The sequence below is a fragment of the Ignavibacteria bacterium genome (assembly GCA_016873775.1).
In the GTDB taxonomy this organism is placed as follows: Bacteria; Bacteroidota; Ignavibacteria; order UBA10030; family F1-140-MAGs086; genus JAGXRH01.
On record VGWC01000022.1, the window covers coordinates 1 to 16,777 of the forward strand.

A 16,777-nucleotide genomic window follows, 5' to 3' on the forward strand; every position below is an offset into this window, starting at 1 on the left:
ACACAAAACTATCCAAATCCGTTTAATCCGACAACAACGATTAGATTTGAAATTCCCGTAGGGGCAATTCATGAATTGCCCTTACAAACAACGTTGAAAATCTACAACGTTCTCGGTCAAGAAGTTGCAACGCTTTTAAACAATGAAACGATGGAAGAAGGAATGCACGAAATTCAATTCGATGCGAGCGGATTATCAAGCGGCATATATTTCTATCGCTTACACGCCGGAACATTCTTGGAAACAAAGAAAATGATACTCGTGAAGTAGCGTGAAATTTCGTTTCAGTGCAAAAAAGAAACCTTCGAGGTTTTTTTCTGTACGTTTTTTTTTCAAGGGTAAAATTTCTAACTTCATCCCGCTTTTAAAATTTTTTCACTCTAATGAAGAAAAATATATTCTTATGAAGTTCTTCTATTCGTTATTTATTCTCGGTTCATTGATGTTCGCATCATCACCGGGAAAAGAACAAACGCACATACAATTTGAACAATATCAGTTACCCAATGGGCTTACGGTTATTCTTCACGAAGACCGTTCTGCTCCTGTTGCCGCTGTCGTTGTTATGTATCACGTTGGTTCAAAAAATGAAAAACCAAAACGCACTGGCTTTGCGCATTTGTTTGAACACATGATGTTTCAGGGTTCGGAACACGTAGCAGACGACGAACATTTCAAACTATTGCAGGAAGTAGGTGCTAACATCAATGGAACAACCAACGAAGATCGAACAAATTATTTTGAAATTGTTCCAAGTAATTATCTCGAACTTGCGCTCTATCTCGAATCCGACAGAATGGGATTTCTTCTCCCAGCAATCACGCAGGAAAAACTCAACAACCAGATTGATGTTGTCAAAAACGAACGGCGACAAAGTTACGACAATCAACCGTACGGAACTTCATCAGAAAAAATTTCTGCGGCGATGTTTCCTCCGATGCATCCGTATCATTGGCCCGTGATTGGTTATATGGAAGATTTAAGCGAAGCGCAACTGGGCGACGTTTCAGAATTTTTCAAAACATACTATGCTCCGAATAATGCATGCGTTGCGATTGCCGGAAATTTTGAAACGAAACAAACAAAACAATGGATAGATAAATATTTCGGAGATATTCCTCGCGGAAAAAGTTTTGAACGTCCCTCTCCTATTCCTGTTTCGTTCAACGAAGACAAACGAATGATGTTTGAAGATAAAGTAAAACTTCCGCGATTGTATATTGATTGGGTTTCTGCTCCAATGAATACGCGCGAAGATGCCGTATTGGATGTTCTTTCCGATATTCTTGGCAGCGGAAAGACGTCGCGAATGTATAAATCGCTTGTGTACGAAAAACAAATAGCACAAACAGCCGTTGCGTATCAAAGCGGAATGGAAATCGGCGGACAATTTGAAATTCAGATTACAGCGAAACCGGAAAAAACGCTTGTGGAAATGGAAACGGCTTTTGATAATGTGTTAGACAATCTTTTCAAAAACGGCGTTACGCAGAAAGAAATTGATAATGCCCTTTCGCAAAAAGAAACACAGTTTATCAATTCACTTTCCACCGTGTTCGGAAAAGCAAATCAACTTGCTACCTATTTTACGTACACGGGCGAGCCGAATCGTATCAACAAGGAACTCGAACGGTATCACAACATTACGCCTGAAGAAGTAATGCTCGTGGCAAAAAAATATTTAACTGCTCCAAAAATTGTGTTAAGTATTGTCCCCGAAGGAAAAACTGATTTGGCGGCAAAAAATTCTATGATGTGGAAAGGAAATTAATTATGTTGTCAATATATCAACATTCAGTAGTTAGTAGTCAGCGTTCAACTTTTGTGAAATGGATGAAATGTGTTTTTGGAATTGTTTTGTTTTCTGTTACGATTCAATGCACATTTTCATCGGATTTCGACAGGACAAAACGACCGGAAGGACAAGAGGCTCCGAAAATTTCATTACCGCAAATTCAAAAAACTACGTTGAAAAACGGTTTGCAACTGTGGCTTGTGGAACACCACGAATTACCACTCGTTGCAATGAATTTGGTTTTTCAATCCGGCGCCGCTTTTGATAAACATAAACCGGGATTAGCGGCAATGACTGCTGATTTACTCGATGAGGGAACAACAACGCGAGACGCATTACAAATTGCCGATGAATTGGAATCTATCGGCGCATCGTTCAACATTTCGTCGAACTTTGATGGCTCGTACGTTTCTGTACAAACACTCAAAAAACATCTCGAGAAATCATTGGAAATTTTTTCTGATGTGTTGGTGAACGCTTCTTTCCCGGATAAAGAATTTCAGCGATTGCTAAAACAGCGACTGACTTCGTTAGTGCAGCAACGCGACCAACCGACAACGATAGCTAGTAATGCGTTCAATTATATTTTATATGGTTCCGAACATCCGTACGGAAATAATATTACCGGCAACGAAGTTTCGCTAAAAGATATGCTGGCAAAAGATTGTGAAAATTTTTATCGCACTCATTATCGTCCCAATAACGCAACTCTCCTCATTGTCGGCGATATAACGCTCAAAGAAATTTCTTCGCGTTTAGAAACTGCTCTCGCAAACTGGAAAACGATGGAAGTACCATCAATAGAAATTCCTCAACCGAAAACAATTGCACAGCGAACGGTGTATCTGATAGATAAACCGGGAGCGGCACAATCTGAAATTCGCATCGGATATCCTGCGCTTTCACGGAACACTCTCGATTTCTTTTCTGTAACATTGATGAATCGCGCATTAGGAGGACAATTTGCAAGTCGTATCAATATGAACTTGAGGGAGAAACACGGTTATACGTATGGAGCGCGTTCAGGATTTTCGTTTGTCAAAGGAATTGGTCCGTTTTTTGCTTCGGCGGGAGTGGTAACTGCAAAAACCGATAGTTCGCTCATCGAATTTTTCTACGAACTCGACAGAACACACAACGACGGTATTACATCAGAAGAATTATCCTTTGTTAAAAAAGGAGCAATCGGTGGTTTTGCATTGACGTTTGAAACTCCTTCGCAGATTGCAGGCGCATTGCAAAGTATTGTTCTGTACGGACTTCCGGAAAATTATTTCGAAAAATATCTCATGAATATTGAAAACGTTTCGCTTTCAGAAGTTCAAACTGTTTCACAAAAATATCTCAATACATCGAATATGGCTGTCGTTGTCGTCGGCGACTTGAAAACTATTCAAGATGGAATTCTTGCATTGCAATTAGGAGACGTTGTGTTTTGCGATGTTGATGGAAAACCGATTCGGTAAGTTGCTTAGTTGAAATAAACATCTTCAACACTTGGATACTGAGGCAGCAAAACGCACGTTTGAAAATTATTTACACGAAAAAAAACTTCGTGTAACTCCCGAACGATTTGAAGTGTTAGAAGCCGCAATGAATTTTGACGGACATTTTGATGCAGACGAATTGTTCAGCGTAATGCGTTACAAAAAATCCAAAGTATCGCGAGCAACGGTGTATAATACACTCGAGGTGTTGCTCGCGTGCGGATTGATTTCGAAATATCGCTTTGCGGATAATTTATCACGATATGAGAGAGCATTCGGAAGACCGCGCCATGACCATCTAATTTGCCTTGGATGTGGCGAAATAATTGAATTTGTTGCACCGAAGTTAGAAAAAATTCAGAAAGAAATATGCGCACAGCATAAATTTTACCCACAAAATTCAACGTTGCAGATTTTTGGAATGTGTGAAAAATGTACTGTTGAAAAATAATGTTGTTTAAAATGAAAAACCATCAAAGTTTTTAGAACCTTGAGGTTTTTTTTATGAACTGAATTAAACTAATAAAAAATTTAACATCTGTAATATCATTTTCTTCGTTTTACCATTGAACGCAAGATTCCATCTTGCGCAACATATAAGCGATAGAAATATAATCCGCTCGGAAAAATTGTTGCATCAAATTCTACTTGTTTAAAACCCGCGCTTTCGTTTTTTGTTGTATCAGTGTTGCAACTTCTGTTCCAGTTATATCATATATTTTCAGCGATACGAACGCATCTTCCGGCAAATCATAACGAAAAATCGTCGTTGGATTGAACTGATTGGGTAAGTTTTTTGAAAGCAAAAATGTTTTGGCAGATTTTCTTGCACTGTTTGTGCATTGGCATTGTTAATGAAAATCTAGGAACTGTTCGTAAGTTTCATTTCAAATATTCTGTACTTAACATAGTAAAAGTACACAATGAAAGCAGAATTATTTTTTCACCTTCCATTTCTCCAAAGCATCTAACATAGAATAGTTTGTCAAATCGTAATGAATCGGCGTAACGGAAATAAAATTATTCATCACGGCAATCTGGTCAACATTATCATCCGTATCGAGAACATCCAAATCGCCGGTGAGCCAAAAATATTCTTTATTTGCAGGGTCTCGGCGAGCATCAAATGTATCGTTCCACGTGGATTTTCCCATTCGCGTAATTTTTACTCCGCGAATTTTTTGCTCTTCGACAGGAGGAATATTGACATTGAGCAACGTTCCTTGCGGTAAACCGTGTTTTAAAACTTGTTTGACCATTGTTTTAGAAAATTTTGCAGCGTAACGAAAATCGGGAGTTGTAAATGTTGCAAGTGATAATGCAATCGAAGGAACTTCCATCAAAGTTGCTTCCGTTGCCGCTGAAACTGTTCCCGAATATATAACACTGATTGCTGTATTTGTTCCGTGATTGATTCCCGAAACAACAATATCCGGCTTGCTTTTGAGAATGTAGCGAATAGCAATTTTCACACAATCAGCAGGAGTTCCTTCAACAGCATAACCAAAAAGTTTTCCGTTATGAAAATGCGGCTTAACGCGTATTGGATAATTCATCGTGATGGCATGTCCAACTGCGCTTTGCTGGCGTTCCGGTGCAACAACTGTTACGTCGCCGATTTTTTTTAATTCTTTCACGAGAGCAAAAATTCCCGACGCTTGAATTCCATCGTCGTTGGATACAAGGATGCGAAGATTTTTTGAAGACCTAACGAGTTTATCTTTCATAGTTTTGAAAATTCAGTTGCTATCAACATTTTTTTTGAGACAAATTCTGTACGGTCTTATGAAAAACTTTCTTTCTCATTCGGAAATTTTCCTTTCTTCACATCATGTGCGTACTGGAAAAATGCGTTTTTTATTTCCGATGATAAGTTCAAATACTTTCGTACAAACTTCGGTGTAAATTCATCGAACATCCCGAGCATATCGTACACTACGAGAACTTGACCATCACATTTTGCACCGGCACCAATTCCAATCGTCGGGATGGAAACCGTTTTTGTAATTGTTTCTGCAAGCGGAACAGGAATTTTTTCCAGCACCATTGCAAAACATCCGCTTTCTTCAAGAAGTTTTGCATCGTTCAATATATGTTCTGCTTCTTTTTTTTCTTTCCCCTGCAAATGATAACCACCGATTTGATGAATGGATTGCGGCGTTAAACCTAAATGTCCCATCACAGGAATCCCGAGAGAAGTTAATCTCTCAATCGCAGAGATTATTTGTTTTCCTCCTTCAACTTTCACTGCTTCCGCGCCGGTTTCTTTGAGAACTTTGCCACAATTTTTCACTGCATCTTCAACAGAAACCTGATACGAAAGAAACGGCATATCGGCAACAACCAGCGCACGTTTCACCGCTTTCCGAACTATTTTTGTGTGATAAATTATTTCGTCGAGTGTTACGGATAATGTTGTTTCATTTCCTTGTACAACATTGCCAAGCGAATCGCCAACGAGAATAATATCAATTCCTGCTTCGTCCAAAAGTTGGGCAAGCAAAAAATCGTACGCAGTGAGAACAGCAATTTTCTCACCGGTTTTTTTCATTTCAATAATTGTCTTGGTGGTAACTTGTTTTTTCATCTTGAAATTATTTTAAAACACAAAAGCACAAAGATATTCGGAAAGGTCATCAAATATGGACTATAAAATGTAACTACGTGCACGTTCAAGTTTCTCTCCTCGAAAAAACATTTCTTCAACTTCTAAAGGAAATTCATCAAACTCAACTTTCCATTGCAACTCAAACCCACGTCGAATTGCAATGCTGATTTCTTCATACGAAACTTTTCTGTTCAACTCGGTTTCGATTTCTGTTGTTGTTTCATTCAAATGGAGAAAATGAGATTCGTTTTTCTCGCGATAAAATTTCGGAAGAGTTCGATGTTCCCAGCCAAGCATTATAGAACCGTGCTGCAACACAACATCACCAAATCTTCGTTGCGCACTTCCGATAATTTTTTTTCCATTCACTTGCACTTCGGAACGCGAAACACTTGAAAAGCATGCGGCAGAATGTTCGCTGAAATACATTTTTTCTGAAGAACTTGGAGTTTGAGAAAGAGTTGCATTTACGCCAAGCAGTTTTAAACCTCGCACCAATGCTTGACTGATTTCACAATGAATTGGAGAAATATTTTTTCCGTTTGCAAACAGTACAACACTATACGTCAATTCTTCCGAATGATACACTGCTCTTCCTCCCGTTGGTCTGCGAACGATATCTACGTTTTCGGAAGCACATTGTTCTTTATCGAGAAAATCTTCGGATTGATGATGGCCCAGAGAAATTGCATACGGTTCCCATCCGTACAAACGAAGAGTTGGTACAATGTTCTTGTACGTTAACTTGCGCACAAGAAATTCGTCGTACGCCATATTCCAATTTCCATCGTGAAAACCAGTATTGGAAAAGAACATTTCCATTCCAAAAAAATGCTCTCGTTATTTTTTCCCTGAGCCAATGATTCCGCGTGAACTTATTCGCACAAAATCATAGACACTCTGCATTTCAGGTGATAATGCGCCAAGATTTAAAATTGCATTCAACGCTTGCGTAACATTCATTTTCGACTGATACAATAAACGATAAACGGTTTCCAAACTTTCCAACGTTTCTTTGGAAAAATTTCTTCGCCGCAATCCAACGTAATTCAGTCCTTGAAATGAAAGTGGTTCTTGACCGGCAAGAATGTATGGCGGTACATCTTTTGAAACACGAAATCCACCGCCTATCATCGAATGTCTTCCCACGCGAACAAACTGGTGAATCGGGGTCATTCCTCCGATAATTGCGTGGTCTTCAATATGAACATGTCCCGCCATATTTACAGCATTCGCAAGTATAACGCTATCGTTGACAACGCAATCGTGCGCAATATGAACGTACGCCATTATAAAACAGTGTTTTCCGACAGACGTTCTCCCACGCGATTCTGTTCCGCGGTGAATCGTTGCATATTCGCGTACCGTTGTATAATCACCTACTTCCGTTACTGTTGCAACGCCGGTATATTTTAAATCCTGGGGTTCTGTTCCGACAACTGCGCCGTGGAACAGTTTACAATGATTTCCGATTCTGCTTCCGTTTGCAACAATTACGTTGGAATGAATGGTGGTATTGTTACCGATGACCACATTGTCTTCGATGATTGAAAACGGACCAACAATAACATCTTCGCCAAGTTGGGCTTTTTCGCTGACTATCGCTTGCGGATGAATTGAAACACTCATAGGAAATTATCCTTTCTTTTGTATCGTTGTTCGTTCAACTATCGTTGCACTCATTTCTGCTTCTGCAACAAGATTTCCATCAACAATTGCTTTCCCTTTCATAACACATATTTTACTCCTTCGATTGATAATTTCCATTTCTAAAATCAATTGGTCGCCAGGGACAACGGGACGACGGAATTTCACATTGTTCAACGAAGTAAAATACATCAGTTTTCCATCCGGATTATCAACGCCGTTCAGCATTAATATTCCTCCCGTTTGCGCCATCGCTTCAATAATTAATACTCCCGGCATTACCGGTTGTCCTGGAAAATGTCCCTGAAAAAATTCTTCGTTGCACGTAACGTTTTTTATACCGACAATTTTTTCATCCAACTGAAAATCAATGATTTTATCTACGAGTAAAAACGGATACCGATGCGGAAGGATGCGTTGAATTGCGTTATTATCAAATACAATTCCTCGCGTTGTATCAAACTGATATTTCTTGACAAGTTTATTTTGTACATATAATTTCCGAATCTTTTTTGCAAACTCGATATTGCTGGCATGTCCCGGACGAGCAGCAAGTATTTGTGCTTTCATCGGTGCACCGATTAACGCTAAATCTCCAACTAAATCAAGTAATTTGTGACGCGCGGGTTCATTAGTGAATAAAAGTTCTTTTCCGTTCAATGTTCCTGTGTTCCCCAACAAAATGGATTCCCGTATTCCTAATTTTTCTGAAATACGCTCCACTTCTTCTTTGGATAGCGGAGGGTCAACAACAACAATGGCATTATCCAAATTTCCGCCGCGAATCAATCCCGCATCGTGCAACGCTTCCACTTCGTGCAAAAAACAAAACGTACGCGCAGGAGAAAACTCTGTTACAAACTCTTTCTCCATATCGAACATTCCGGTATGCTGACTCCCTAATACAGGACTGTTGTAATCAATCACCACCGTAACACGATAATCATCAGTCGGCAATGCTACAATATCAACGCCTTTTTGTTCATTCACGTAACGAACAGTTTGGTCAATAATCAAATAATCTTTCAGAGCCGATTGTTTTTCAATTCCGGCTTCAAGAATTTTTTCCACAAAAACTTTGGAACTTCCGTCACAAATCGGCGGCTCGATATTATCCAGTTCAATGATAATATTATCAATTTGCAATCCTACAAACGCCGCAAGCACGTGTTCTACGGTATGAACTTTTGCTTGTCCAAGTTGAATCGTTGTCCCACGCGCAACTTCAACGACATAATCTACAAGCGCGGGAATTTCCGGAAAACCTTCCAAATCTACGCGCCGAAAACGTATGCCCGTGTTTTCTAACGACGGTAACATTTTCATTGTTGTATCTACACCTGTATGTAATCCCACGCCGGAAATTATTACAGGTTGCTTGATTGTTTGTTGGTGCGACTGAAGCATTCGAATGTGGAATTTCTGTGATGAATATGTTGTTGGATGTTCTATTCGGAATCAGTATTTCAAGATTACTAAATGATTGTTGCTATTTTTTTCTTAAGTTCTTCCACTTCCTTAATCAATGAAGGAACCTGTCGAAGTGACACTTCCAATCGTTTTGCCACAGTATGTTCTTTTGCAGGATATCCTGAAAATATCTTTCCCGAAGTTGTTATTGGTTTTGTTACACCGGATTGCGCGCCGATCGTTGTTCGTTCCTCAATTTCAATATGTCCTGCAATTCCAACTTGTCCTCCAATAACACAATGCTTTCCAATTTTCGTACTTCCGGAAATTCCCGTTTGTGCAGCAATAACCGTGTGTTCTCCCACTATTACATTATGTGCAATTTGAATGAGATTATCCAACTTTGTTCCAGATTTAATGCGCGTATCTCCAAGCGTTGCTCTGTCAATAGCACAATTCGCACCGATTTCTACATCGTCTTCAATAACAACTCTTCCTACTTGCGGAATTTTTTTCAATGAACCATCTTCATTCGGAACAAAACCAAATCCGTCGCTTCCGATAACTGTCCCCGAATGAAGAATCACGCGTTTTCCGATTTCCGTTTTCTCGCGAATCGAAATGTTCGAATATAAATAACTTTGCTCACCGATACGCACATCGTCTTCTAACACCGTATGCGATAAAATCGTAACATCGTTTCCAATATCGCAACGCTCGCCAATGACAACGTATGCGCCGATACTAACATTTTTTCCAATCGTTGTATCATTACCAATAATAGACGTAGGATGAATTTCTCTTTTCTCTTGCTGAATCGAAGTATGAAAAAGTTCAACGACGCGAAGAAACGCACGATACGGTTCGTCAACTTTCACAAACGTACACGCAATTCCTTCTGTTTGAAACGAACGCGAAACAATAATTGCCGCCGCCTTGGAAAACGCTATATATTTTTCATATTTCGAATTTCCGACAAACGAAATTTCATTTTCTTTTGCGTCTTCAATTTTGGCGATGTTGCATATTTCAAGTTCGCCGTCTCCTACAACTTCGCCGCTTATTGTAGCCGCAATTTCTTCAACGGTCAATTTCATTTTCCGTATTGCTTCAGTCGCTCCAATACCTTTTCCGTTAAATCGTATTTTTCGCGAGAGTATAACAACAGAATTTCTCCGCTCTTATCGAAGATGTAATCATAATTATCTTCGTCCGCAATTTCCTTCAACACTTTAAATACTTTATTTTGAATCGGTTTCATCAACTCATTTTGCTTCGAGTACAATTCTCCTTGCGGTGAAAATTTCTTGCTTCGAAAATCCATTATGGACTTTTCCATCTGCGAGAGTTCCTTTTCCATTTCGGAACGTGTTTGTTCGGTTAGCACTAACCGTCTCTTGTCGTACTCTTCATACTTTTTTTGCCATTCGCTTTGCATAAACTGCAACGAATCCTGCCATTGTTGTGATATCGCATCAAATTGTCGCTGCACATCTTGCGCTTCGGGCAATTTTTCCATAATTGCCTTTAAGTTGATATAACCAACTTTTGTTTGCGAAAACGAAATTGATGAACAAATAATTACCGCACAAATTACAATGATTCTTCTCATAATTTTTTCTTAAAAAAATAATACAATAATATGCTGATTGCTAACTGCTAACTTCTTACTTTCCTCTTTTCAATTTCGAAAGCACATCAAACGTTACATCAAACGTACTTTCTCCATACAATAAAAACTGTATTTGCTCGTTCTTATCAAAGACGAAGGTAAATTTCTGCTCTTTGGCAACTTGTTCAATCGCTTTTAAGATTTTTTCTTTGATAGGAGTAAGTAATTTATCGCGCTGTTTTTCCAACTCGCCTTCTTGTCCGAGTTTTTGCTGACGAAAATCGTACGCTTTTTGTTCCAATTCTAATAATTCTTGTTGCGCGGTTTTCTTCGCATCTTCCGTCATCAATACAGATTTCTTCTGATATTCCTGCAATTTATCTTGATACGATTTATTGATTTTATCGAATTCATCTTGCCATTGTTTTCCCAACAACTCAAGTTTCTTTTGTGCGTCTTGCGCTTCCGGATATTCATCCAATATTTTTGCGGAATTCACATACGCAATTTTTTGCGTTTGCGAATACGTCGTTCTAAACAAGAACAACGAAATAACGAATAATGTAATTATGATGTGAATGTGTTTCACGATTGCTCCAATGTTTTTATGATGAAATAAATTATTTAAAAACTCTAAACGTAATCAAACTTCCCACTTTCCACTTTCCACTGTATACTATCCACTATCTTAAAATCCTCTTCCGAACACAAAATGAAATTTCCATTTTTCCGGTTTTCCATCGGGAATTCCTTTCGGTCCATACGCATCATCAAATCCATAGCCATAATCGAATCCTAACATTCCAATCGGAAGAACTAAAATGCGCGCACCAAAACCTGCAGAACGTTTCAAACCAAACACATCAACTTCCGACGAATTTGCCCACACATTTCCGCCTTCCGCAAACAAGAGAAAATACAACGGCATAGGATTAATTGATAATGCAAAGCGAAGTTCAATAGAATTTTTGATATAAATTTTTCCTCCTGTGTTCTGTCCTTTACTTGTTTGTGGTCCAACTGTTCTATCGTCATATCCGCGCAACTGCGTCGTGGAAAAATAGCCGATACCTGTTCCTCCCATAAAAAATAATTCAATCGGCGGAACCAACGACGCATTTTCTCCCGGCACGATATATCCCGAGTGCATTGCAGAGTACAGGACAACCCGATTCGTACTAAACAACGGAAGATATTTTTCTCCTGAAAAAATCCATTTCTGAAAATAGGTTTTCTCGGATTGAGGAAATGTTCGCACAACACGAGAAAGTTCGTACGAAAGTGAAAAGTTTGAACCTACTGATGGGAATATTGGACTATCTGTACTGTTTCTGGAAAATGCTTGCGAAAGTGAAATCTGTGTGGTTTTTCCTTCGTTGTAATAATTTGCACCGTTAAGAACATTATTCTGTTGAAACCGAACATTCCAATCGCCACGGAAAAAATCATCAGGCCATTTTAATCGTCTTCCAATTCTTCCGCTTACTCCAGTTTGTTGTAAATCAAAAACATACTGCTGTCGTGTATCGAAAATACTGAATCCCACTAACGTTGGCGTATCGTATAACCACGGTTCAGTAAAATTCAACGAAAAAGTACGAAACCGATTTCCTTGACCAAATTGCCATTCAAAGTTCAATATTTGTCCCGCACCTCCTGCAAGCGGGTCGCGAAGGGAAAAATTATTTATCGTAAAACCAATTGCTCCCGTTGCGCCAAATGCTTCACTATAACCTACTGAAGCATTCACTTCGTCACTGGATTTTTCTTCAACTTCGAAAAATAAATTCACTGTTTTATTATTCACAAGACGATAATCAGGACGCAATTTTTCCGGGTTGAAATAATTCAGTTGTTGAAGTTGTCGCAAACTACGGATGATTGCTGCGCGGTTAAACTTTTCTCCCGGAAGTGTATACAACTCACGGCGAATAACATTATCCTGCGTTTTTGTATTGCCAACAATGGAAACATCGCCGTTCATAAATTGATTTCTCTCTCCGACGCGAATCGTAATATCTATCGAATCTGCACTAATCTTTTTTTCTTCCGGTTCAGCAGAAAACATCAAGTATCCGTTATCAAGATACAACGAAGCAACGTCCGTTTGGTCTTGATTGCTTCGTAAATTTTGTTCAAACTTTTCTACGTTATAAATATCGCCGTTATTGAAACCGAGACGCGTATTCAATTCCTCATTCGTATAAACAGTATTCCCTTCCCACGAAATGTTTCGCACTATGTACTGCGGTCCTTCATAAACATTGAGAAATATTTCCATCGTTTCATCTTCGCGTAAGTACGTTATCGAATCCGAAAGAAACTGAAAATCTTTAAATCCATTCTTTCGGTAGAACGCAATCAGTTTCTGTTTATCTTCTTCAAATTTCTTTTTATCGAATTTCGCGCTCTGCCAGAACTTCCACCAAACGCTTTCATTCGTTTCAGAAAATTCCGATTTCAATTCATCGTCTTCATATTGTTCGTTTCCACTGAAATCAATTTTCTCAACACTTACTTCCGCTCCTTCGTCAATTGTCAATTTCAACACTGCGCGTTTTCTTGCCAATGAATCACTCATCTCCACAGAAGACTGAATCTCGGTAAAATTGTACCCTTTCTCGGCGTATTCTTTTTTCAACTTCTTGATTGCCTTCGAAATTTTTTGCGGCGAGAGCAATTCATTTTTCGAAAACTCAAGTTTTTTCTCAATATCTTCTTCGTTGAACTCATCGTTGCCAGTAATTTCCACACGTTCAAATCGAGGATATTCTTCAACAACAATAAGCAAATATATTCCATCGTTCACAATATTTTCCGAAAAAATTTGCACGTCGGAAAACACATTCAGCGACCATAAACGCATTGCTGCTGTTCGTAACGCTTCGCCCGGAACGGAAATCGTATCGCCGATATTAAATCCAGAATTGCCAATGAGCGCCGAAGGTTCTGCTGTGTGCGTTCCTTCCACAGAAATTCCAAGTATAACGTATTGCTGCGGAGTTTGTTTTTGTGAAAACACAAACTCCGTACAGCAAAACATCACGAGCGATAATCTTAAAAGAAAAAAAGAAATTTTCATTTTCGTGTTCGTTTCCTTGTTAGCAATGAAACAATATTACGTTGTATTACGGATTTTTTTTGCACTTGTTCGCTTGTCATTCCGAATCGTCGTTCGCGATGCTGAAAATCTTTAATCGCTGTGTATAATTCTTCTCTGCGAAATTGGGGCCAATACAATGGACTAACGTAGAGTTCCGCGTATGCAATTTGCCAAAGAAGAAAATTACTCACGCGCATATCTCCTCCCGTACGAATTAACAAATCGGGTTCGGGAATTTCTTTCGTCGAAAGAAATTGAGAAATCGTTTTTTCAGAAATAGTTTCGGGCGTGAGACGATGCTGAATGATTTCTTCCGCAATATGTTTCACTGCGTTCGTAATATCCCATCGTCCGCTGTAACTGAGTGCAAGCGTGAGCGTCAATCCTGTGTTGTGTTGTGTTTTTTCCGTTGCATCTGCTAATTCAGCCTGAATTTCACGAGGCAAATTTTCTATTTCTCCAATACTTTTCATTCGCACATTATTTTTATGCAGTTTATCCGTTTCATCACGAATGGCACTCAACAGTAAACGCATCAGTAACGAAACTTCATCGCGCGGACGTTTCCAGTTTTCCGTAGAAAATGCGTACAGCGTCAGAAATTTCACTCCCAATTGCCCGCACACTTCAACGGTATCTCGCACTGATTCTACACCTTCTTTATGACCTGCAATGCGAGGAAGTCCATGTTCCTTCGCCCAACGACCATTGCCATCCATAATGATTGCAATATGAGCAGGGATGGTTCCGTTTGTCTTCAACTCGAGTTGAAGAACGTCATCGTGTTTATTCTTTTTTGAAGACAAGGTGCAAGTAAGAATGTGAAAGAAAAAAATAGAAAAACGGAGAATAGGAAGGTATTCTCCGCTTGCGAATCATTGCGCAAAATTCTGTTTCCCTTTCTAACAAAGGAATACAGATTTTCGTTCTCTGAAACTTATGGTAATGTTTTTACAAACTTTGAAAGTTTCGATTTTTGATTTGCGGCTTTATTTTTATGAATAATTCCCTTTGACGCCATTTTATCAAGAACTTTTATGGATTCTTTGAAAATCGGTTCGCCATCGGTTTTATTTTTTGCCACACGGACTTTTTTAATTGCTGTCTTTAATACTGTGTTTAATATTCTGTTATGCGCTCGCCGTTTTATAGCTTGACGCGCCGCTTTTTTTGCTGATGGATGATTTGCCATTCTATATTTTTTTGTTTGTTAAAAAAATTCGTGATGAATATACTGAATCACTTATTGAAGAACAATTGAAACACGTCGTTCCCTATAAAAAAAGAAAAGCAACATTACTGTATCAATGTTGCTTTTCGTTCTGAGGAAATAAAAATTATTTTGCTTTTTTCTTCTCTGCTATCATATTCTCGATAAACTTAATTCCTTCTTGTGACTGTGTAATGGACTCCGTTAGTGATTTTCTCGCAAGTTCAGGGTTATGAAATCCATCGGAATTTTCTGCTGTCCACCATTCCCAAAGCGTATGAGATTGGTCGTGATACTTTCGCGAAAGAATTAACGCAGAATCCGTAACACCTATATCTTTTGCGCGTTGGTATGTATCAATAAACTGCCCAAGCCAAAATTCCGCTTTCCGCATTTTCCCGCGAATATAATTCTGCACAGCATCAATTTGATATTCTGCTTCCTTTTCTGTCCATTTATTATGGCAATTCAAACACGTCTCTTTCGTCATATAACGCGCACTTTTTTGTCCGTGCCACGTGTATGTTTTGTTTCCTTTTTTCACTTCTGGCATGTGACAATCTTTACATTCCACTCCCGCGCGTTCGTGTTTACTCATCCAAAATGTTTCCATTTCGGGATGTTGCAATTTCGAAAGCGATGCTCCTGTAACTGAATGCTTGAAATCTTTGAACGAATACGATTCCATTTTTTTATTGTAATCCAAAACATTCACCCATGGAAAAATATTTGTTCGCGAATCGTTATACTTAATTGCATTTCCTGTTTTTGGGTCGTGACCGGGATTGCAATTATATTCCACGTGACATTGGGCGCAACGAAGATTAGAATCTTTTTTATTTAATATTCCAATAGCGCGAAAATCACGGAACATTATTTTTTGCATCGTTACTTGTTTGCTTTTTTCTTTATCATACGGATATGTTCCTTCGCCTCTGTCAACTACCGCTTCAATCAACGCATCACGAACGACACGCGGTTGTGTTCCGTGCGGGTCGTGGCAATGAATACAACCAACGGGATTTTTAATATCACGAGCCATTGCAACCACTTTCGATGTTCTCGACCATTGCGCTTCCGGCGCTGCATCTCCTTTATATTTCCATTTTAATATCTGATCTGTAGATTTACAACTCAAGCACGTCGGATTTGCCGCTGTTGCGCTTTGTGAAAGAAATACTTTTTGCGTATCCGAAGATGGCTCAGCATCGGTAATTAAATCCCAAACGTTTCCTGTTTTAGTAACATATTCCCAACCCTTCAATTGAAATCTTCCTCCATACGCGCGGTCTATAATGTAATGGTCGGTTACCATAAATGCATGACTTCGCGGTTCATTATGTTCTTTCGTAAAACCATGCGGCATCATCAGTTTATCAAATGTTGGCGAGCGGCTCGTCGTGGATGCTTTCTCCAATCGCGCTTTCGATTGCATATTCACGTGCATAAACGATTCGTATTGATCTTTATGACAACTTCCGCATTTACTCAACGATACATCCGTTATCGGTTTTTTCGATGCGTCTTCCAAATGTTGCGGCAAATCCGAATGACACGCAACGCAATTCATTTTTTCGTGCTTGCTTCCTTTCCGCAAGTCGGCAACTTCGGTATGACATTCGTAACATTGTTTTGCATCCACTGCTTTTTCTTTTTGCGGCAACGAAGTAATATTTGTTACAAACATTGGCGTAAGGGATGCTACGATAATAATAAAAAGGGAAAGAATTAGTATTCGTTTCATAGTTATATTGATTGTAAGGGTGAAAAATAGTTTTTTAAAAATTCTTTTGGTTTTTTTCTGAAAACCTTCAAGGCTTGCTTTGATGAAACATTATTACCAACATTTTTCAAAAACAATAACCTTGACGGTTTTCGCTATCTTTTTTCAACAAAAAATATGAA

16 protein-coding genes are annotated in these 16,777 nt (G+C 38.9%); 4 read left to right on the forward strand and 12 right to left on the reverse strand.

The features are described from left to right. The 4 genes from FJ218_04795 to FJ218_04810 all read left to right on the forward strand — a co-directional run. A partial coding sequence (locus tag FJ218_04795; protein ID MBM4166225.1) for a T9SS type A sorting domain-containing protein occupies positions 1 to 270 on the forward strand: 270 nt, incomplete at its 5' end. A gap of 133 nt (positions 271 to 403) precedes the next feature. Continuing rightward, the gene (locus tag FJ218_04800) at positions 404 to 1,771 is read left to right on the forward strand and encodes an insulinase family protein (GenBank protein ID MBM4166226.1); all 1,368 of its coding nucleotides are present in this window, start codon (positions 404 to 406) and stop codon (positions 1,769 to 1,771) included. A 2-nt stretch (positions 1,772 to 1,773) separates the two neighbouring features. Next, positions 1,774 to 3,261 (forward strand): insulinase family protein, encoded by a 1,488-nt coding sequence (locus FJ218_04805; protein ID MBM4166227.1) that lies wholly within the window; start codon positions 1,774 to 1,776, stop codon positions 3,259 to 3,261. 31 nt (positions 3,262 to 3,292) lie between these two features. Then, positions 3,293 to 3,733 carry a transcriptional repressor gene (locus FJ218_04810; GenBank protein MBM4166228.1) on the forward strand — a complete coding sequence of 147 codons (441 nt, stop codon included), beginning with the start codon at positions 3,293 to 3,295 and terminating at the stop codon, positions 3,731 to 3,733. A gap of 484 nt (positions 3,734 to 4,217) precedes the next feature. Here FJ218_04810 and surE read toward each other — a convergent pair whose 3' ends face one another. From surE to FJ218_04870, 12 genes are all read right to left on the reverse strand, one after another. Continuing rightward, positions 4,218 to 5,009 carry a 5'/3'-nucleotidase SurE gene (surE, locus tag FJ218_04815; protein ID MBM4166229.1) on the reverse strand — a complete coding sequence of 264 codons (792 nt, stop codon included), beginning with the start codon at positions 5,007 to 5,009 and terminating at the stop codon, positions 4,218 to 4,220. A 56-nt stretch (positions 5,010 to 5,065) separates the two neighbouring features. Further along, complete coding sequence (gene panB / locus FJ218_04820) at positions 5,066 to 5,869, reverse strand: 3-methyl-2-oxobutanoate hydroxymethyltransferase (protein MBM4166230.1); 804 nt, start codon at positions 5,867 to 5,869, stop codon at positions 5,066 to 5,068. A gap of 60 nt (positions 5,870 to 5,929) precedes the next feature. Then, complete coding sequence (locus tag FJ218_04825; protein ID MBM4166231.1) at positions 5,930 to 6,712, reverse strand: lipoate--protein ligase family protein; 783 nt, start codon at positions 6,710 to 6,712, stop codon at positions 5,930 to 5,932. A gap of 18 nt (positions 6,713 to 6,730) precedes the next feature. Continuing rightward, positions 6,731 to 7,519 (reverse strand): acyl-ACP--UDP-N-acetylglucosamine O-acyltransferase, encoded by a 789-nt coding sequence (gene lpxA / locus FJ218_04830; GenBank protein MBM4166232.1) that lies wholly within the window; start codon positions 7,517 to 7,519, stop codon positions 6,731 to 6,733. Positions 7,520 to 7,525: 6 nt separating this feature from the next. Beyond that, the gene (locus tag FJ218_04835; protein ID MBM4166233.1) at positions 7,526 to 8,944 is read right to left on the reverse strand and encodes a bifunctional UDP-3-O-[3-hydroxymyristoyl] N-acetylglucosamine deacetylase/3-hydroxyacyl-ACP dehydratase; all 1,419 of its coding nucleotides are present in this window, start codon (positions 8,942 to 8,944) and stop codon (positions 7,526 to 7,528) included. Between the two features lie 68 nt (positions 8,945 to 9,012). Next, positions 9,013 to 10,044, reverse strand: a complete 1,032-nt coding sequence (gene lpxD, locus FJ218_04840) for a UDP-3-O-(3-hydroxymyristoyl)glucosamine N-acyltransferase (protein ID MBM4166234.1) — start codon at positions 10,042 to 10,044, stop codon at positions 9,013 to 9,015. After that, positions 10,041 to 10,559, reverse strand: a complete 519-nt coding sequence (locus tag FJ218_04845; GenBank protein ID MBM4166235.1) for an OmpH family outer membrane protein — start codon at positions 10,557 to 10,559, stop codon at positions 10,041 to 10,043. Before FJ218_04845 ends, lpxD begins: the two co-directional genes overlap by 4 nt. 55 nt (positions 10,560 to 10,614) lie before the next feature. Continuing rightward, positions 10,615 to 11,160 carry an OmpH family outer membrane protein gene (locus tag FJ218_04850; GenBank protein ID MBM4166236.1) on the reverse strand — a complete coding sequence of 182 codons (546 nt, stop codon included), beginning with the start codon at positions 11,158 to 11,160 and terminating at the stop codon, positions 10,615 to 10,617. An 87-nt stretch (positions 11,161 to 11,247) separates the two neighbouring features. After that, the gene (bamA, locus tag FJ218_04855; protein MBM4166237.1) at positions 11,248 to 13,602 is read right to left on the reverse strand and encodes an outer membrane protein assembly factor BamA; all 2,355 of its coding nucleotides are present in this window, start codon (positions 13,600 to 13,602) and stop codon (positions 11,248 to 11,250) included. 35 nt (positions 13,603 to 13,637) lie between these two features. Continuing rightward, the gene (locus tag FJ218_04860) at positions 13,638 to 14,468 is read right to left on the reverse strand and encodes an isoprenyl transferase (GenBank protein MBM4166238.1); all 831 of its coding nucleotides are present in this window, start codon (positions 14,466 to 14,468) and stop codon (positions 13,638 to 13,640) included. 131 nt (positions 14,469 to 14,599) lie between these two features. Beyond that, positions 14,600 to 14,854, reverse strand: coding sequence for a 30S ribosomal protein S20 (gene rpsT / locus FJ218_04865; GenBank protein ID MBM4166239.1), 255 nt, complete (start codon positions 14,852 to 14,854; stop codon positions 14,600 to 14,602). A gap of 145 nt (positions 14,855 to 14,999) precedes the next feature. After that, complete coding sequence (locus FJ218_04870; protein ID MBM4166240.1) at positions 15,000 to 16,616, reverse strand: ammonia-forming cytochrome c nitrite reductase subunit c552; 1,617 nt, start codon at positions 16,614 to 16,616, stop codon at positions 15,000 to 15,002. Positions 16,617 to 16,777 lie beyond the last annotated feature (161 nt).